This window comes from Cerasibacillus quisquiliarum, from assembly GCF_014202495.1.
In the GTDB taxonomy this organism is placed as follows: domain Bacteria; phylum Bacillota; class Bacilli; order Bacillales; family Amphibacillaceae; genus Cerasibacillus; species Cerasibacillus quisquiliarum.
On record NZ_JACHHA010000018.1, the window covers coordinates 11956 to 29942 of the forward strand.

Annotated in this window: 20 protein-coding genes; 7 read left to right on the top strand and 13 right to left on the bottom strand. The window is 34.7% G+C overall.

Translation table 11 applies throughout. The annotated features are described in order from the left end of the window. Nucleotides 1-46: 46 nt before the first annotated feature. Nucleotides 47-1063: a LolA family protein gene (locus HNQ35_RS13060; protein ID WP_146938672.1), complete on the bottom strand. Its 1017-nt coding sequence runs from the start codon at nt 1061-1063 to the stop codon at nt 47-49. A 143-nt stretch (nt 1064-1206) separates the two neighbouring features. Further along, nucleotides 1207-1560, bottom strand: coding sequence for a holo-ACP synthase (gene acpS / locus HNQ35_RS13065; protein WP_146938671.1), 354 nt, complete (start codon nt 1558-1560; stop codon nt 1207-1209). A gap of 97 nt (nt 1561-1657) precedes the next feature. Here acpS and HNQ35_RS13070 point away from each other — a divergent pair, with 97 nt between their 5' ends. Further along, a complete protein-coding gene (locus tag HNQ35_RS13070) occupies nt 1658-2446 on the top strand; it encodes a rhomboid family intramembrane serine protease (RefSeq protein WP_146938670.1) in 789 nt (262 codons plus the stop codon). 58 nt (nt 2447-2504) lie between these two features. Here the strand turns inward: HNQ35_RS13070 and cshA are convergent, their stop codons facing one another. Then, nucleotides 2505-3881, bottom strand: a complete 1377-nt coding sequence (gene cshA, locus HNQ35_RS13075) for a degradosome RNA helicase CshA (protein ID WP_146938684.1) — start codon at nt 3879-3881, stop codon at nt 2505-2507. A gap of 374 nt (nt 3882-4255) precedes the next feature. Between cshA and HNQ35_RS13080 the strand changes: the two genes are divergently transcribed. Continuing rightward, on the top strand, nt 4256-5167 hold the full coding sequence (locus HNQ35_RS13080; RefSeq protein WP_146938669.1) for a DMT family transporter: 912 nt from the start codon (nt 4256-4258) through the stop codon (nt 5165-5167). Between the two features lie 123 nt (nt 5168-5290). After that, entirely contained in the window at nt 5291-6145 is an 855-nt protein-coding gene (locus HNQ35_RS13085) for a DegV family protein (RefSeq protein ID WP_146938668.1), read from the top strand. Between the two features lie 46 nt (nt 6146-6191). On the opposite strand, the gene HNQ35_RS13090 is transcribed toward HNQ35_RS13085, so the two are convergent. The 7 genes from HNQ35_RS13090 to HNQ35_RS13120 form a co-directional block, all read right to left on the bottom strand. Further along, nucleotides 6192-6884: an alpha/beta hydrolase gene (locus HNQ35_RS13090; RefSeq protein WP_146938667.1), complete on the bottom strand. Its 693-nt coding sequence runs from the start codon at nt 6882-6884 to the stop codon at nt 6192-6194. Nucleotides 6885-6981: 97 nt separating this feature from the next. Beyond that, complete coding sequence (locus HNQ35_RS13095; protein ID WP_146938666.1) at nt 6982-7377, bottom strand: YppG family protein; 396 nt, start codon at nt 7375-7377, stop codon at nt 6982-6984. Nucleotides 7378-7446: 69 nt separating this feature from the next. After that, nucleotides 7447-8847 carry an ABC transporter permease family protein gene (locus tag HNQ35_RS13100; protein ID WP_146938665.1) on the bottom strand — a complete coding sequence of 467 codons (1401 nt, stop codon included), beginning with the start codon at nt 8845-8847 and terminating at the stop codon, nt 7447-7449. Nucleotides 8848-8852: 5 nt separating this feature from the next. Further along, complete coding sequence (locus HNQ35_RS13105) at nt 8853-9542, bottom strand: ABC transporter ATP-binding protein (RefSeq protein ID WP_146938664.1); 690 nt, start codon at nt 9540-9542, stop codon at nt 8853-8855. A 101-nt stretch (nt 9543-9643) separates the two neighbouring features. Beyond that, nucleotides 9644-10261 (bottom strand): PepSY domain-containing protein, encoded by a 618-nt coding sequence (locus tag HNQ35_RS13110; RefSeq protein WP_146938663.1) that lies wholly within the window; start codon nt 10259-10261, stop codon nt 9644-9646. 87 nt (nt 10262-10348) lie between these two features. Further along, nucleotides 10349-11686 carry an ATP-binding protein gene (locus HNQ35_RS13115; RefSeq protein WP_146938662.1) on the bottom strand — a complete coding sequence of 446 codons (1338 nt, stop codon included), beginning with the start codon at nt 11684-11686 and terminating at the stop codon, nt 10349-10351. Beyond that, nucleotides 11683-12378 (bottom strand): response regulator transcription factor, encoded by a 696-nt coding sequence (locus tag HNQ35_RS13120; RefSeq protein WP_146938661.1) that lies wholly within the window; start codon nt 12376-12378, stop codon nt 11683-11685. The genes HNQ35_RS13115 and HNQ35_RS13120 overlap by 4 nt, the downstream gene beginning before the upstream one ends. Nucleotides 12379-12497: 119 nt before the next feature. Between HNQ35_RS13120 and HNQ35_RS13125 the strand changes: the two genes are divergently transcribed. Beyond that, a complete protein-coding gene (locus HNQ35_RS13125) occupies nt 12498-13139 on the top strand; it encodes a VOC family protein (protein WP_146938660.1) in 642 nt (213 codons plus the stop codon). Nucleotides 13140-13193: 54 nt separating this feature from the next. On the opposite strand, the gene HNQ35_RS13130 is transcribed toward HNQ35_RS13125, so the two are convergent. The 3 genes from HNQ35_RS13130 to HNQ35_RS13140 form a co-directional block, all read right to left on the bottom strand. Continuing rightward, nucleotides 13194-13517 (bottom strand): thioredoxin family protein, encoded by a 324-nt coding sequence (locus HNQ35_RS13130; RefSeq protein WP_146938659.1) that lies wholly within the window; start codon nt 13515-13517, stop codon nt 13194-13196. A 77-nt stretch (nt 13518-13594) separates the two neighbouring features. After that, nucleotides 13595-14398 carry a DUF368 domain-containing protein gene (locus tag HNQ35_RS13135; protein WP_146938658.1) on the bottom strand — a complete coding sequence of 268 codons (804 nt, stop codon included), beginning with the start codon at nt 14396-14398 and terminating at the stop codon, nt 13595-13597. A gap of 101 nt (nt 14399-14499) precedes the next feature. After that, nucleotides 14500-15633: a CapA family protein gene (locus HNQ35_RS13140; RefSeq protein ID WP_146938657.1), complete on the bottom strand. Its 1134-nt coding sequence runs from the start codon at nt 15631-15633 to the stop codon at nt 14500-14502. Nucleotides 15634-15769: 136 nt separating this feature from the next. On the opposite strand from HNQ35_RS13140, the gene HNQ35_RS13145 reads away from it, so the two are divergent. The 3 genes from HNQ35_RS13145 (at nt 15770) to HNQ35_RS13155 (ending at nt 17923) form a co-directional block, all read left to right on the top strand. Beyond that, nucleotides 15770-16699, top strand: a complete 930-nt coding sequence (locus HNQ35_RS13145) for an ABC transporter ATP-binding protein (protein WP_146938656.1) — start codon at nt 15770-15772, stop codon at nt 16697-16699. Further along, the gene (locus tag HNQ35_RS13150; RefSeq protein WP_146938655.1) at nt 16692-17639 is read left to right on the top strand and encodes an ABC transporter permease; all 948 of its coding nucleotides are present in this window, start codon (nt 16692-16694) and stop codon (nt 17637-17639) included. Before HNQ35_RS13145 ends, HNQ35_RS13150 begins: the two co-directional genes overlap by 8 nt. Before the next feature lie 74 nt (nt 17640-17713). Beyond that, the gene (locus tag HNQ35_RS13155) at nt 17714-17923 is read left to right on the top strand and encodes a hypothetical protein (protein ID WP_183330183.1); all 210 of its coding nucleotides are present in this window, start codon (nt 17714-17716) and stop codon (nt 17921-17923) included. Nucleotides 17924-17987 lie beyond the last annotated feature (64 nt).

Sequence of the window (17987 nt, forward strand, 5' to 3'; positions counted from 1 at the left end):
ATAAGAAGCAGACTCAAGAATGAAAGAGGCTGCTTCACTATAATAACTACTTTACGTCTTGCATAACGACAGATTTGGCAACTTCTATGAGCTCTTCTCTCGTTAACTGATCACTTGCTAAATAAAAATCTGTTCCATTGTAGGTCCACTCAATCATATTATTTGATATGGCACCAATCGAGTGCCCTAAATCAATCATTTCTCCACTTACTTCAGTATAATTAGCTGATGACGGTACAGCATCTTTATGTTCCTGAATTAAAGTGAACGCTTTTTCACCATCATAAGTCATTATTAACCTTGTGCCACTTTCAATTGTCATTTCTTTTTCCTCAAGTAACTCTGCTCCTGCAGTATATTCAGGATACATAATTGAAAAGACTTGTTCTGTTTGCTCTCCTGTATTTTCTGCTTTTTCCTTGTCAGTCTGGTGTTTGTCATCTAAAGCAAAGTCCTTTTCAGTAAACTCTGGATTCAGTTGGAATTGTTCGAACTTCACTTCAACAACTGGCTTTTCATCTGTATCAAGCACTTTAACTAAGACAGGTGTGAATGTCTTTTTATCTACATAAATCTCTTGATAAGGTAAATTATTATTACTTTGATAATTCGTTTTTGTTGTAAACAAATAGTGAGTTTCCGTCGCTTCGAAACGACTCTCTTTATCTTGTTGAATATCATTTAATAACGATTGATACAAGTAAGATTGGCTACTATTTTCTGGCCAGTCAGATTGAAACTTAAAGCTTTTTTCCAATGCAGGTGTAACGACAAAAACACCGTCTTCATTTTTCAAAATAATTTGATTGTTTTTTTCATCCGCTTCATTAGAAAGAGCAACCCGATAAAAATCATCCTTCTTATGCCAAACTTCTATTTGGTAAACTTGTTCTTCTTTACCCGTGTTCATTCGCATCTCGGCTCTTGTTTTATACCCTTTCATTTCCTGTAATTGCTTATCCATTCGCTTCATTACTGATTCTTGAGACTTTTCGCCGCATGCTTGTAAAAGCATTGTAGCACTTAAGACAACCACCAAAGTAATCGTTAGCCGTTTTATCATAGTCACATCTCCCCTGTCTTTCATCACACCTAACTAAGATGACGATGAATTAATTTTCCGCTTGTAACTCATGTATCTGTATAGAATATATGAGACAACCCATCGCATTATGCTTCACCAAGGGAAATTTTTTTACAGTAGAACTAACTAGCAATAATTACTTGAGCTATTGCATACGTTTGACTATGTGAAATAGAAATAAATATCTTCTCATCATGATATCCTTTCACATGAATGAATGGGGCACCGGATTCATTTGAAAGAACTTCAATATCTTTAAAGCTTAGTGTTCCAATACCAGTTCCAACAGCTTTAGCGAAAGCTTCCTTAGCAGCAAATCTACCAGCTAAAAATTCTGTTTTTCTCGTAGAGCTTTGTAAAGTATGATAAATTTGCTGTTCTTTTTTTGTTAAGATTCGAGCAATAAACTGCTGATTATCTATATGTTTATAAATACGATCAAGTTCAATTAAATCAATGCCAATACCTTTTATCATAAAACAACCCTTCTCTCTTCATTTCATTGTGTTATTCTGGTATTTTAAATATAATCAATTACATTTGATTGAGTATTTTTAGGAAAGGATGCCACGAATGTTTATCCGAACTGAAAAAAGTGTTAAAGAATTTATTCAATTTTACCCTATTGTATCTCTTCTCATTATGATATACCTCTCATTATGGTTTATCATTGATGTATTGCAACTGTCAATAGGACAAGATATATATATGTGGGGTGTAGCAATAAATGGATTAATCCATGAAAGTGAATATTGGCGATTATTAACCGCTATGTTTCTACATGCTGATTTCATGCATACCTTATTTAATTCCTTTTCATTAGTTTTATTCGGACCTGCGTTAGAACAAATGCTAGGAAGAGTAAAATTTATCATTGCTTATCTTTTCGCAGGCTTAGTCGGTAATATAGCAACATATGCCTTTGATCCCCTAGCAATTCACTTTGCACATCTCGGTGCATCAGGTGCTATTTACGGTTTATTTGGTATGTATATTTATATGGTTTTATTTCGTAAAGATTTAATTGATATGCAGAGTGCCCAAATGGTAACGGTCATATTCTTTATCGGATTAGTGATGACCTTTTTACGCCCTGGCATTAATATTAAAGCACATATTTTTGGTTTTATTGGTGGTATATTAGTAGCACCCTTCGTTTTAAAACACGCTCTTCCATTCTCACCGTGGCGAAATAAAAGGGCTCGTATATTTACAAATAACGATCATAATGATATTAAATTTGATCCAAATCGTTGGAATAAGAAGAAAATCATTCCCGACAAAGTAAAAAGGAATTTACCGTGGATTTTCATAGGCATTCTGTTGTTCTTCGGTCTGTTAAGTTGGCTCGGTTTTCTATAAAAAAATACGCAAGTGAAGACGTTGTTCTGTTCTTCCTTGCGTATTTTTAATTTATCCTTTAGCTCTGCTTACGCCGATGTGGACCTCCTTTAAACCGCCCTTTACCCTTACTATAAAAACGCTTTTTATTAGAACGACGTTTTTTATCACGGAGATTTTCCGCCTTTTTTACACTAACTGGAGCAATCGATGATATTCTTACTGGTACAGCTTTTCTTTCTTTCGTTAACAGCTTCAAAGCTGCGGCAATAACCGTTACCGAATCGTGCTCCTCTAATAATTCGACAGCTGTCTCACGATAATCTTGTAAATCATGTTGGTCAATTTGTTGAATTATTTTCTCTAATGTTGCTTGTTGTTTTCCACGAACAGCTTCCTGATGTGTCGGTGGAGATAAACGTTGCATCTTACTTTTTGTTGTTGCTTCAATAAGTTTCAAATGTGCGATTTCACGTGGTGTAATAAATGATATTGCTTCTCCTGTTCGACCAGCTCGACCTGTTCGACCAATACGGTGAACGTAACTTTCTGGATCTTGTGGGATATCGAAGTTATACACATGGGTAACACCAGAAATATCAAGCCCACGGGCTGCAACATCAGTAGCAACTAGTATGTCAATACGACCATTCTTAAATTTTTTAAGAACAGACATTCGTTTACCTTGTGTTAAATCACCATGAATGCCTTCTGCTTTAAAACCTCTTACTTGTAACCCTTCTGCTATCTCATCTACACGCTTCTTCGTTCGACTGAATACGATAGACAAATCTGGATCATGTATATCTAAATGATTCGTTAACGTATCAAATTTATGGCGTTCTGGGATCTCAATAAAATATTGATTTATATTCTCAACGGTCAATTCTTTAGCTTTTACTTTTACTTCTTTTGGTGTTTTCATCATATTCGTTGCAATATCACGAATTTCTTTTGGCATCGTAGCTGAAAACAAAAGTGTTTGACGATCTTCTGGAATGCTTTTTAAAATATTACGAATATCGTCGATGAATCCCATGTTTAACATCTCATCAGCTTCATCAAGTACTGCCGTTTGGACATCATGATTACGAATCGTGCGGCGGCGAATATGGTCTAATAGCCTTCCAGGTGTAGCAACAACGATATGTGGCTTGTCTTTTAAAGCTCTTATTTGTCTTCCCATATGTTGACCACCGTATACTGGCAAAACACGCACACCTTTTACTTTACCAATTCGATTCAACTCTTCTGCTACTTGAATAGCTAATTCACGTGTTGGTGCAACGACTAAACTTTGAATCGTGCGTTTTGTAGGATTAATCTTCTCTATCATTGGTATGCCAAATGCTGCTGTTTTACCTGTTCCAGTTTGTGCTTGACCAATGACATCATAACCTTGCATGGCAAGAGGGATTGTTTCTGCTTGAATGGGTGTTGCTTCTTCAAAACCCATTTTTTGTACTGCTTTTAATATGGGCTGTGAAATACCCAGTTCTTCAAATGTAGTTGTCACGTTCTATTTCTCCTTTATTTTGTAAAAAGATTTCTGACTAAGTAAGTACCATATATTAGAAAAAGATTACCTTTTCATCCATTGACGAAAAGAAATTACAGTTTTCCACTTCACTTAGTATACCTATAATGCCTCATTCATGATGGCACATTTATCTAATAATAACACACTCATAAGTTCTATAGCTACTAGTTGCTATGTGACATCTTTTATGGCATGGTTATATTTATCATGACTGTTTAGTATGTTAGAATGATTCCTTGCCAATGAATAGTGATAAGTTCAGAAAATATACATACAAGAAGGTGTGTTGCATGCGATTGCCACCATTTAATCCATATTTAGCTATCATCATTGGTGTTATTTCTGTCTCGACCTCGGCAGTGCTCGTTAAACTGGCCGTTCAAGCACCAGCTCCAATCATTGCTTATTATCGGTTACTTTTTGCAGTTTTACTCATGTCACCATTGATCATTGCTAAATATCGACATGAATTTAAACTGGTTGAAAAAAGAGATTGGATTTCATCCATTTTGGCTGGTGTTTTTCTAGCATGCCATTTTATATTATGGTTTGAATCATTAAACTACACTTCTGTCACAAGTTCTGTTGTCCTCGTGACGTTACAGCCAATTTTTGCCTTTTTAGGGACTTTTTTGTTTTTTAAAGAAAGATTTTCATATGGTACTGTAATTAGTATGATCATCGCTCTATTTGGAAGTATCATTATTAGTTGGGGCGATTTTCAAATGAGTGGTGCTGCCTTATTCGGTGATCTTCTCGCCATTCTAGGAGCAATCACAATGACGGTTTACTTTCTGCTTGGACAAACAGTACGAAAGCGGCTATCCCTTATGACATATACTTTTATTGTCTATAGTTTTAGTACAGTGACCTTGCTCATTTACAACTTGATTGAACAGCATCCATTTACTGGTTATCCGACAAACCATTGGGGTATTTTTCTCACTTTGGCCATTGTACCTACTTTCTTTGGACATACATTATTTAATTGGGCTTTACGCTGGTTAAGTACTGCGACTGTTTCGATGGGCATTGTTTTTGAGCCTGTTGGCGCTTCTATTTTAGCCTACTTCTTCTTAGGTGAAACAATCACTTGGGCACAATGGTTAGGTGGCACAATTGTTATTTTTGGCTTATTTTTATTTATTTTAAGTACATCTAGAAAACGGCAAGTAACCCTTTCTCGTAAAAGAGATCATTAACATATTTGATGTGGGGAGTTATTTTTAATGAAAAAGACGATCTATTCATCCTAAAAAATGTTCCCTCTTACTATAAACTGATATAATATAATTAATTGATAACAAAGCAGGTGGAAACACAATATGAACATTCAATTTATGACAGACGGCGGAGCAGATATTCCTAAGCGCATTTACAATATGATTGATGTCGAAGTCGTTCCGCTCTATTTACATTTTCAAGACGAGGAATATCAAACCGGTGATTTAGATATGACAACTTTTTTTAAAAAAATCGCCGAGACTAAAGCTTTACCACAATCAGCAGCACCTAGTCCACATGATTTTTATGAAGCGTATAAAAAGATTGATCCAAAACGACCAATTATTATGCTTAGTCTAACGAAAGGGTTAAGTAGTACGTATAACAATGCTGTTCTTGGCAGAAATATGCTTCTAGAAGAAGAACCTGAACGACAAATTGTTGTGATCAACACGAAAACAGCTTCATGTGGAATTGCCTTATTACTTCATGAAGCAGCATTTAAAGTTGAAGATAATTATACGTTTGAACAATTAGTAAGTCATTTAGAGGAAAGAGTTGAACAAACGACTACGTTATTCGTTTTAAAGACATTAGAGAATTTAATCCTAGGTGGTCGGTTAGATAGAGTGCGCGGCACAATCGCAAAAACTTTAAATATTAAACTTTTAATGAAAGCAAATGACGAACGTGGTGACATTGATGTCATCGAAAAAGTACGGGGGAATAAGAAAGCAATTAATCGTTTTATTGAACAAATCGGTTTACACGCCAAAAACTTTGAAAATAAAATTATTACGATGACGCATTGTAATGATGAGCCACGAGCTAAGAAGGTATTAAATGACATTATTGAAAAATACCCTTTTAAAGATGCCTTTCTAACAGAAACAGGCCCACTCATTTCTACTTATGGTGGTGAAGGCGCTCTCGTTATTTCCTTTTTTAATAAATAATAATTGTCATATGTTCCATATTGATGATGGGACATATGACATTTTATTAAAGTGGCTTATTTAAAAAATCATACACCATTTTAATTAAAACTTCTGAGTCATTCCCCAAACAAATAAGGTGGTCTGACCTTTCAAAAATAACCACTTCTTTTTTTTCAGATGCGAGTTCTTTCTCTAAATAGTACGCCGTTTTATAAGGTACTAAACTATCTTCTTGACCATGAGCTATAAAAACAGGCGCTTTCACATCTTTTAAAAATTGTCGTGTTTCATTGACTAATTTCATAAACTCAAAATTTGCTTGTAAAGGAACTTGTTCTAGTTTATCTTTGTAATGGTTAAAGTATTTATTTTCTTGTAAATTACCTTTTAGTCCATCCTCAATAAACTCACCTATGTTAACAATTATTTTACCAAAGGATAAATACTTCCCCGCAGTGGCCAATAAAACGAGACGATCGACTTTATACTTTGCAGCTAGATAGACACTAATCATGCCACCCATAGAAAAGCCGATAACATAAACCGTATCACATGTCTCCTTTAAAGATAAGTATGCTTCTTCAGCCGCCAATAACCACTCTTTATAAGAGCGATCAGCTAAATCTAACGGTTCACCATGCCCCGGCAATATGGGAACAATTATTTCCCAATCTGTATGTTCTCGTAAATAATTTGTTAATGGTGCTAGTTCATGTGGACCACCAGTATATCCATGGATGAGTAAACAACCTACCATTTTCATTCTCCTTGCTATTTCTTATAAAAACAAGTATCCCCTTATCCATATTTATATCACATTCTGTTACTTCTAGCTTGTTCTACCGTTTAAACAATCACTCTCCACGGGTAGCTGTGAAATGTTTCATAAATGCACCGAATTGTTTAACAATCGGACTCACTTGGTGATAAATATTAGCGACTTGCCCAACCGTTGATAACATTTTATCTATATCTAACTGTCCATTAGCATCATAAAAATATTCTAAAAAACTATTTCCCGATTGTATTTGCTCCATTTGAGTCATATTTATCGGTGTTTCTGGTTGTTGATAATAATTAGGTGGTGAAAAAGGTGCTGGTTGTTGGTAATCGGGTGGTTGGATACTTTGGTCTAAATAAGGTGATGGATTTCCCGCATATTGCCATTCATTATGTTGCGGATAAATATTTGGTCTAGGTGGATGACTCGGAATCGATTGATAAATTGGATGAAATGGGTCCCTATACATAAATTAACACACACCCTTACCTTTCGTTTGATAATTTATCATATGAAAAACCAAAGACGGGTGTGCATATCATGACCCGTCATATAAAATAGAAAAAGAGCGCTGTTCAATTAAAAAAGGAAAGATAATTGGAAAAAGACACGCCACTATTGGATAAGGACTGCTTCCAACAACTAAACATAAAAATATAAAACTAATCCACCGTTCTTTAACAAAAGCTATTTTCGCCTTAGATAAAACGGCAATTGAATAATTTATTTCCACATGATAAATATAGATACCTGTTAATAAGATAAGTAATATTTGTACTGGAACCCACCATGTAAAATGAAGGATAAAATAAGGTACCAAAGGAACTAAAATCGGTAGACTACCCATGATATACCATTTTAAGAATGATTGCTTATATGCCATTAAATCCCAAGGTAACACTTCAACGAGATCAGCCTGAAATTGGTTTGTAAAAAAAGATGTCGTTCCAGCTGCATATGCATAAAGTGCCACAGCAATACCGATGAACATGAACCCTGCTTTCGGAATATAGTTTAATACCGCTAACATAAGCACGAGAATCCCAATGAGTTGAATGATATATTCTATATTTCTTATGAATACAATTTGCCATAACCGATGATGAATACTTTGAGATGTATAATGAAATGGTTTTTTTCGATATGTTAACTTTCGCATTAAACTGTATTTCCTTTGTGGTTTAATACGTACTTGCGATACTCTAGAAACAAAAGCCATATTCCATAAATGATAATCGCATAACGTAATCACTTTTCCCCAATCAACTCCAACGAATAGACGTGGATAGAGTAAAATATTTAATATTAGAAGTACGCTAATTAGCATAACGACTGAAAATGGATCCGATTGAACAATGAACACGATACCGTTGATTGTGACAAATACAAACCAAAAGAGCATTTTTATAAGGATATTTCTTTGAAACATAAACCATTGTGGAATCGTCATACCAAAGTCAATGAGAAAAAACATTCCGAAATACTTTAAAATAAATATTCCACTAATTGGAGTAAGGAGAAATAAACAGAGCCCAATCAAGACCATGACAAAAAGCCTCTTAATCACTTTATTAAAAAAACTTAAAAACCAAATATGCTGCCGCGAATAAGGTAAGAGACTTAATTGATATTCAGAGCTTGAAAACATAACACCAGGATGTCTAAACGATAAGAAAATATATCTAAAAGGAATCACTGCGATTAACAGATGAAAATAACGTTCTCCTTGAGATTGCATCCACAAAAATTGTTCCTCATATTCACTTAGTACGTTACCAAAAACAAACATCGTCATAAAAAGGTAACCGAAGAAAACAGCTAAATAAAAAGCAATTGTTTTGTCAATAACTGTTCTTAGAGTAAGCTGATAAATGTTCATCTTCTTTTTAAACCGCTGCCGACCTAAAAAAGTATAAGCCCATAATATTGATGGTTTCATACTTTTTACTCCGTTCTCCTTGTAATCGTATCAAAGTCATCAATGGAACCAGATTGAACCAATTTTCCTTCCTGAAGCAAGACATAGCGGTCAGCGATATTTTTTACACGGTCTAATTGATGGGATGTAATAAGAATGCTTGTCCCTTTGACGATTTTATCCTTAAGCAATTGTTCAAAATAAGCAATCGCATAAACATCTAAACCCATAAATGGTTCGTCGATTATTAATAGTGGTGTATCTGGTAAGAAAGCACAGATTGTTTGAACTTTTTGACGCATTCCTTTTGATAAAGATTCCGGATATTCATTGAGCTTATCGGTTAATTCAAATCCAGTGACATAATCATCTATTCGCTCATGTAGACTTGTTTCGCTAATTTGGTAGCTTTTCCCATATAATTGAAAATGTTGTAAAACGGTTAACTCAGATAAGAGCAATGGTTCTTCTGGTAAATAAGAAAAAGACTGTTTGTAAGATAAAAGGTCATCATCTTGATCAGACCCATTAATCACTATATTTCCTGATGTTTTGTTTAAAACACCTACTATCGTTTTAATTAGTGTTGATTTTCCCGCTCCATTGTGACCTACTAAAGCGAGAACTTCCCCCTTATGTAACTCAAATGTGATCGCTTCTAGTATTCTTTTCTTTGATAATACTGTAGACACCGAATCAACGAGTAGAGTAGGCACGCATATCACCCCTGTCCCTTTTGTTATTATACGAGACAGAAAGGAAAAGGTTTCAAATAAAAAACAGGACGATTCTCGTGGAACGTCCTGTTTATTCTTTATTAATCATCTAATTCAATTAATAAAATTTCTCCTGTACATGCATCAATTTCAATATCTGCTTCTTGGTGGCCATTTTTCACTTCAATTTCATAAATAAGTTGACCATCATCTTCATCTAATTCAATACTTTCCAATTCACCAGGGAACTCTTTTAATGCTATATCAACAGCTTCGTTATGATCAATAATTGATCTTTTTCTTTCTCTTTTTTGTTGCTGTCTAGCTTGTGGTTGTTGTTTAGCTCGTTGCTCTCGTTTAGTTTGCTGTTTCTGTGATTTTTCTTTCTTTATTTCTATTTGTTTATCGTTACTGTCTTCATTGGCACGTGATGTCATATATTTTTCTTTAAGTTTTAATACTTCTCCTGTATTTCCATCTAATTTTAACTCGTATTCTTTATCATCTGTTTTAACTTCTACTTCATAAACAACTTTATTGTTTTCCTTTTCTAATTCTAATTCTGTAATTTCTCCTGGATATTGCTCTGTAACTAATGCTTTAATATCGTCTGAAGATAGCTTCGGGGTATCTTGTGAAGCATTTGATTGATAAATCCCAACACCTAGGATAAGCGCTATGACTGCGGCACCTACTGTAATCATCATTTTTCTATTCATTTTGTTTCCTCCTTTATCTCTTGTAGTTTTATCATAACGCCTCAAAATAATAAAACATGGTGAGGTAGATTAAAATTTGATGAGAAATCAATGAGCTTTAGGCAATTTTAAAGTAAAGACAGATCCTTTTTCTTTTTCACTCTGTACAGAAAGTGTTCCACCGTGTGATTCTGCAATCTCTTTAGCAATGGCTAGACCAAGGCCTGTTCCACCAGAATCTCTACTTCTTGCCTTATCAACCCGGTAAAAGCGGTCAAAGATTCTCTCTTGATCTTTCTTACTAATCCCGATGCCATAATCTTCTACTTGGAAAATAACATCATCAGTTTGTGAGTAAAGACGGATATCAATTTCCCTTTCACTATATTTTAAAGCATTCATAATTAATATATATATGATTTGTTGCAGTTGCTCTTTATTCCCCGTTACTCTATTAACACCGTTGATTGATAAATGAATCTCACGTGAATGAACACCTCTTACTTTATGAATAATCGTTTCACAAATATGATTAAAGTCTACTTTTTCTTGTAAGACATTTGCTTCATTCTTAGCTAATACTAATAGCTGTTCGACAAGCATTTGCATCCGGTCTGCCTCTGAATGGATGGCATCAACTGATTCACCAAATATATCGGGATGTTCTAATCCACGGCGTTTTAATAATTGGGCATAGCTTTTAATAATCGCAATCGGTGTCTTAAGTTCATGAGACGCATCAGAAACAAAAGCTTCTTGTTTGTGAAAATTCTCCTCCAACTTGGTAATCATATGATTAAAAGTTTTTCCCATCTCGTACATCTCGTCTTTTGACCGTTTTTTTAGACGAAGCTTTTGCCATTTCTTTGCCGTCATATTTTCATTCATGGTTTTCATAAATTCATGAATGGGTCTTAATAAAAAACGGCTTAACATTTTACTCGCTAACAGCGTTGGGATTAACATGAAAATAGCCGCTACTATGAGTACATAGAATAGCATGCTCATATTTTTTTCTAAGATAACGAGATGTTTCGACACTTCTAAGGTGACAACTTGACCGTCCTTCCAGATAATCGGTTTTGCAACGACCCCCATTTTTTTCCCATTCAAATCATAAATATTTTTCTTTTCTGAATGAGTATAAATGGCTTCTTGATTTAGATAATCTTTTTTCCTTGTTAGCTGATATATGAATATAGAGTCCTTTTGAATGATACGAATCATGCCATCACTTGGCAAAAATGCACGTAACAAATCATTCGTTAGTGCATTATCACTTTCATTAAGAGCTGTCGCAATGATATTCGTTTGTTCCAGCAGTTCCTCTAATTCGCCGTCACTGGATATCTTATAAAACAAAACGTAAATAGCGGTATTAACAATCACTAGTAATAAAATCATAAAGAGACTAGAGAATAGCTGAATTTTTGTTTTTAATTTCATTGTTCAGGATCCTTTATCATATAACCAACACCTCGTATTGTTTCGATATAAGGGATGGAAAATTTTTTATCTATTTTTTGCCTTAAATAACGAATATACACATCAACTACATTTGTATCGCCTACATATGTATATCCCCAAACGTGATCAATTAGTTGTTCACGGGTAAGAACGATATTTTTATTTTTCATGAGATATGTTAATAAATCATATTCTCGTGGTGTCAAATCAATTTTTTCTTCGTCATGAATGACTTCTCTTTTATTCAGATCGACTTGTAATCGCCCAACAGTTAAGAATTGATTCTCTGTTGCTTCTATGGTTTGAGACTGACGTAAATGGGCACGTATTCGTGCAAGTAATTCCTCAATTTCAAACGGTTTTGTCAAATAATCATTTGCACCTAAATCAAGGCCTCTTACTTTATCATGTGTACGGTCTCTCGCTGTTAGTAAAATGACTGGTGTTAGGTGATCTATCTCCCTAAAATCTCTTAAGATATCTAAACCACTTACTTTAGGAAGCATAATATCTAATAGGACGAGGTCCCATTTTTGCTCACGTAGTTTTTTAACTGCTACATCGCCTTCATGAACTGTTGTTGTATCATAACCTTCAAAGTTAAGTTCCAGTTCTAAAACTCGACTTAATTTTTCTTCATCTTCAACAACTAAAATACGTTTTTTTTTCATCCTTATGCACCACACTTTCTACACAAAGTATAACATTTAATTTAACTAAAATAACTTGAAAAAAACAATCATTTTTAGACAATCATGGTAAGATAGAAAGAGAAGGGAGAGATTATAACATGTTAGCATTAGACCATCTCGTTATATCTGTAAAAGATGCTGAGAAAGCGAATGAATATGCTCGTAAACATTTGTCTATCAAAGCAATTAAAGGTGGAAATCATGAGCAATGGGGAACATACAATTATTTAGCCTATTTTTCTAACACATGTTATATAGAATGGTTAGCGATTCATGATGAAGATAAAGCGAGGACTCAAGATAATCCATTGATTCAACATCTTCTACATATTCAACAACAAAAAAGTGAACCGACAACTTTCCAATTCGCTCTAAGTACAAACCAGCTAGATAGCTATGTAGAACACTTTAAACAGGAACAAATTCCCTTTAAAGGACCCTTCAATGGCCACAGGGTAAAACCAGATGGAACTGAACTAAGGTGGCGCATGTTATTTCCTAACTATGATTTCAAAACTGAAATGCTTCCATTTTTAATCGAATGGGAAACACCGAATAAAATGCCCGGACTAGATAATTCACAAATCATATCGAAGATCTACTATGGGGGAACATCGAAGGAAAAGTTTTCACATATATATAAACTAAAAAACAGAAAGATTCATAAAAACATGTTACGATTACAAAACACGAAGCTTTATTTTACAGACCAAACATTATTATCCTATGAATTATCTTAACATCGCATAAAAAATGACAGCTCCATCAAGCACACGATAAAGCTGTCATTTTTCTTATTGATTTAGTTGTTCTTTTAGAAATTGACGAACAGACTCTGGTGTTTTTGTATAAGCACTATGTTGATGCGCAATCTTCTCACCGTTCTTAAAGATAAGCATACTTGGAATGCCCATCACTTCGTACGTTTCGGCTATTCCTTCTATTTCATCAATATTCACTTCGAACCACTTATATGTGTTAAACTCTTCCATAACGTCACCGATAAACATATCTAATCTCTTACAATCAGGACACCAATTAGCAAAGAACTTAATGATAACAGGTTGTTCACTTTCAATAACCGTGTTAAATGTTTCCAAAGTATGTATCTGTTCCATTCTTATACATCCCCTTTTACTTATACTGCTTTTTATTGTATCAAGTCACTCATATATTTTCTTGGATACTGCTCCTCTTATTGATGATGTTCTACTTTACCAAGAATGTATGCACCGAATAAACCAAGTGCAAAAGTGGCGACAGAAGTAATCATTTCCCTCGATTCAGATGGCCAACCTGGAAAAACAATTATAAGTGAACCAATGACAAAGCCAATCACACAGGCGAATGTCGCAGTAAAATAACGATTTAGAAAATAATTAATCAGCTTACTCATCGTGACGATACCGATAACGATACCAAGTCCAGTTACAATAATCACATCAAACTGGAAATTATTAATGGCATGTATAATTGTCGCATATGCTCCAATAACTAAGAGAATCATTGAGCCACTAATACCCGGTAAAATCATTGCCGCACTTGCCAAAATGCCAGAAAAAAATAAAAATACGTAATCACTTATAGAAAGATTATCCATAATTGTTCCAAGAAATTCAATCGACCCTACCAATATAGCACCAACAATCAGGATGCCATAATGATAAAGGCGGAATTTATTTTTCATATCTGCTTGTTGTGTTAAAAAAGGTAAGACACCAAGAATCAGACCTAAGAAAAAGAATTGTAATGGCCCAGGATGGTGTTTAAGTAACCAATTAATCACCTTACTTAATGAAACAATGGCAGTACCTGCTCCGATTCCTAAAGGGATTAAAAATGTAAGATGACGTTTCCATTTACGACTAAACAGTCCGTTAATTGCTTCAATAAATCGATCATAAATACCTAGTAATAGAGCAATCGTTCCACCACTCACACCTGGTATCAGATCACTAGCGCCCATAAAAAAACCACGATAAATATTTTTCCATTCCATAGAATTACTCCTCTTCTCTATCAGTTAGGGATAGATTTCCTCGATAATATTTATTATTATACTATGTTTTTTTGTTTATAGAAATACATGGATGTAAGTCTTCACTCTTCGATAAATTGTAAATCAGGAACAAATTGGTTCATATGTTGTTTAACTTCTTCATAGTGTTGGCGTGCTTGTGGTAAGTCATCGTCTGTCAATTGAAACATTGGCCTTGGTTTCCATTCATTGACGTGAACAAATGTTGGCATAAACGCTGGTGAATGAATCTCAATTTTATGCGATGCATCTTTTTCAAATGTTTTCGTTATCTCACATTGGAAGATCCCACCAATTTGACGTTCTAGACCGATTTGACCAGATAAGAAGTTTCCTAACGAGTATATGGCAAGTGTTTGGTGACCATCTTTTCCTTCTACCCATTCAATCGGTTGCAAAACATGTGGATGATGCCCAAGTACGAGACGCGCTCCCTGATCTGCAGCAAATTGAACAAGATCACGTTGCTCTTCACTTGGCATCCGTTCATATTCAATACCGAAATGGTAACTAACGACAACAACGTCTGCCTTTTCCTTCGCTTCTTTAATATCACGTTCAATCACATCTTTTTGAATCAAATTAACTAAATAATCCTTTCCAGTCGGAACAGGAATCCCATTTGTTCCATATGTGTATGCTAAAAAAGCAACTGAAATACCTTCAGGCGTTTCTATAACACGTAGATTGTCTCTATCTTCTTGGCTTTTATATGAGCCGACATACATCATACCGATTTTCTCCCAATGACGTATAGCATGAAGAATTGCCTTTTCTCCTCGGTCAAGCGTATGATTATTAGCCATCGATACAATATCAATACCCACATCTTTTAATGCATCACCTACTTCGTGGGGACTATTAAAAGCAGAATATGTTGATAAACCTATCTCCGAGCCACCAATCATTGATTCTTGATTAGCAAATCCAATATCTACCTTTTGTAAATATGGTTTAACATATTGAAAATACGGGATAAAATTATACTCCTTCTTTTCACGTGCTGTCTCATAAACGCTTTCATGTATTAATATATCACCAATAGCTGCTAATGTGATCGTCTGCTTCAACTGCTTCTGCTTTAGCTCGGAAGGTGCCTTTTCGCCATGTTCCCTCCCTTGTTGCTCTGAATGTGAGCAAGCTGCTACTGAAATAGCAACAAACATCAATAAGATGAATATCATATTTTTCTTCATTTGTTGCACCCCTTCTTTATAAACCTTTTTCATCATAACATGAACAGACATACTTTATCATAAATAATTTTTTATACTTTATGAAACATTATTAGATGTAAATCGTATTAAGACGTAATGAAGGAGGTATTTAGCATTGAAAACACCAGCATTAGAATTAATCAATGTTACCAAACGGATCGGTAATAAAGAAATTATTAAAGGATTGCAGTTTACAATTGATAAGGGAGAAGTATTCGGCTTTATTGGACCAAATGGTGCAGGTAAAACAACAACCATTCGAATGATTGTTGGATTAATGAGCCTAACTGAAGGTGACATCCGCATTCACGGTAAAAGTATCAAAACAAATTATAAAGAAGCAGTACGCGAAATCGGAGCAATCGTAGAAAACCCTGAGCTCTACCCTTATATGACCGGTTGGCAAAACTTAAAACATTTTGCCCGCATGATTCCCGGCATTACCGACGAAAGAATAAAAGAGATTATATCACTTGTAAAGATGGAAAAAGCGATTCACGAAAAAGTTAAACGGTATTCACTGGGTATGCGGCAAAGACTTGGAATTGCTCAAGCTCTCTTACATAACCCTTCCATATTAATTCTGGATGAACCGACAAACGGATTGGATCCAGCAGGCATTCGTGAGATTCGGGAATATATTCGTGCACTTGCAAAAGAAGAAAATGTTGCCATTATCATATCAAGCCACTTATTAGCAGAAATTGAACAAATGTGTGATCGGATCGGTATTATTAAAAACGGAGAACTTATTACAACGCAGAGTGTTCATGACACAGAAGATGAAGAGCAATCTGAAGCGGAACAAATTTTCTTATTTGATATCAAGCCGGCTAAAAAAGCACAAGAGATTTTAGAATCAGAGTTTGATGCTGAAATAGATCATAAAGATGGCATCCTAACTATCAAAACGTCACGAAAAAAAGTACCAGAGATGGTTAAAACATTGGTCAAACATGATATGGATATCTATCAAGTAGCAACTTCTAAATCAACATTAGAAGATAAATTCTTTGATTTGATTGGAGAGAATATCATTGAGTAACTTTTTTAAACTCATTTATAATGAATTATTTAAAATCTTTGTGAGAAAGTCAACATGGTTTATGTTTGTTGCTCTTTTTATTGTTATTCTTGGGATGGGCTTTTTGGAAAAAGGATTTGGTGACGACTATACAAGTGAAAACTGGCGAGCAGAGTTAGAGCAGGAAAATAAAGAATTACAAAAAGACCTAGAAGAAGACGATATGGAAGACTCACCTTTTTACGATTTTGCAATGTCAACGATTGAAGAAAATAATTATCGGCTAGAACATGACATCATGCCCCTTTCAACTGGTGGTTGGAGTTTCATGTATCTCTCAACATCTTTTTTAGGTTTAGTTAGTTTATTTACAATTGTCATTGCGGCGGGCATCGTTGCTAACGAATTTTCACAAGGAACAATAAAATTACTCCTTATTCGACCGATTCATCGTTCTATTATTTTATTATCAAAATATATCGCTGTTCTTATTTTTGGGTTTATTACAGCTGTTTCCCTGTTACTATTATCTTTAGGTGTCGGGGGAATTTTATTCGGATTTGAAGAACATATTCCCGCTGTTGTCATTGACAATACAGAAGGACTAACACATATATCAGTCTTAAAAGAAACGATTTATCAGTACAGCTTTTACTCCATTAATCTCATTATGATTACGACATTTGCTTTTATGATTTCTGCCGTATTCCGAAACAATGCTTTATCAATCGGTGTTGCTCTCTTTCTATTATTTACAGGAAATACGGTGGTACAATTCTTTTCCGATAAAGAATGGGCTAAATACCTTCTATTTGCCAATACTGATTTAAGACCATACTTTGATGGAAAACCATTGTTTGAAGGTATGACACTCTCGTTTTCAATTACCATCCTGCTCGTTTATTATGCTGTTTTCGTTATCTTAGCTTGGGGTATCTTTACAAGACGTGATATTGCTTGAAAATTCATTTCTTTTACAAACATTAAGAAAGTATGCTATAACTGAATCATAGTTCACTATATGAGGTGTTTCGAATGAAACGACATATGTCCGGTGTATTCATATTATTAACAGCGATTATTTTGGTAGTTGGGACGAAATTAGACTATGCCTGGAGTGGTATTGTCAAATGGGGATTAGCTGCGATTACGTTATCATTGGCTGCTTACTATACCAAGTATATTCCAAGTCAGAAGCAACAAGACAATACAAAAAGGGGCTGGGACAAAACTAGCTCAAAATAGTATAAAAAATGGTTCCAAGCATTAAAAATTGCTCGGAACCATTTTTTTGTATGGTTATTTCCAT

Bases quoted from the DNA above. Each gene is read 5' to 3' on its own strand.
- HNQ35_RS13120 (WP_146938661.1), bottom strand. From the start codon at position 12,378: ATGAAAAAAAAACGTATTTTAGTTGTTGAAGATGAAGAAAAATTAAGT.
- HNQ35_RS13090 (WP_146938667.1), bottom strand. From the start codon at position 6,884: ATGGTAGGTTGTTTACTCATCCATGGATATACTGGTGGTCCACATGAA.
- HNQ35_RS13100 (WP_146938665.1), bottom strand. From the start codon at position 8,847: ATGAAACCATCAATATTATGGGCTTATACTTTTTTAGGTCGGCAGCGG.
- HNQ35_RS13140 (WP_146938657.1), bottom strand. From the start codon at position 15,633: ATGAAGAAAAATATGATATTCATCTTATTGATGTTTGTTGCTATTTCA.
- HNQ35_RS13135 (WP_146938658.1), bottom strand. From the start codon at position 14,398: ATGGAATGGAAAAATATTTATCGTGGTTTTTTTATGGGCGCTAGTGAT.
- HNQ35_RS13095 (WP_146938666.1), bottom strand. From the start codon at position 7,377: ATGTATAGGGACCCATTTCATCCAATTTATCAATCGATTCCGAGTCAT.
- HNQ35_RS13130 (WP_146938659.1), bottom strand. From the start codon at position 13,517: ATGGAACAGATACATACTTTGGAAACATTTAACACGGTTATTGAAAGT.
- HNQ35_RS13080 (WP_146938669.1), top strand. From the start codon at position 4,256: ATGCGATTGCCACCATTTAATCCATATTTAGCTATCATCATTGGTGTT.
- HNQ35_RS13115 (WP_146938662.1), bottom strand. From the start codon at position 11,686: ATGAAATTAAAAACAAAAATTCAGCTATTCTCTAGTCTCTTTATGATT.
- HNQ35_RS13060 (WP_146938672.1), bottom strand. From the start codon at position 1,063: ATGATAAAACGGCTAACGATTACTTTGGTGGTTGTCTTAAGTGCTACA.
- HNQ35_RS13155 (WP_183330183.1), top strand. From the start codon at position 17,714: ATGAAACGACATATGTCCGGTGTATTCATATTATTAACAGCGATTATT.
- HNQ35_RS13085 (WP_146938668.1), top strand. From the start codon at position 5,291: ATGAACATTCAATTTATGACAGACGGCGGAGCAGATATTCCTAAGCGC.
- cshA (WP_146938684.1), bottom strand. From the start codon at position 3,881: ATGGGTTTTGAAGAAGCAACACCCATTCAAGCAGAAACAATCCCTCTT.
- acpS (WP_146938671.1), bottom strand. From the start codon at position 1,560: ATGATAAAAGGTATTGGCATTGATTTAATTGAACTTGATCGTATTTAT.
- HNQ35_RS13110 (WP_146938663.1), bottom strand. From the start codon at position 10,261: ATGAATAGAAAAATGATGATTACAGTAGGTGCCGCAGTCATAGCGCTT.
- HNQ35_RS13070 (WP_146938670.1), top strand. From the start codon at position 1,658: ATGTTTATCCGAACTGAAAAAAGTGTTAAAGAATTTATTCAATTTTAC.
- HNQ35_RS13125 (WP_146938660.1), top strand. From the start codon at position 12,498: ATGTTAGCATTAGACCATCTCGTTATATCTGTAAAAGATGCTGAGAAA.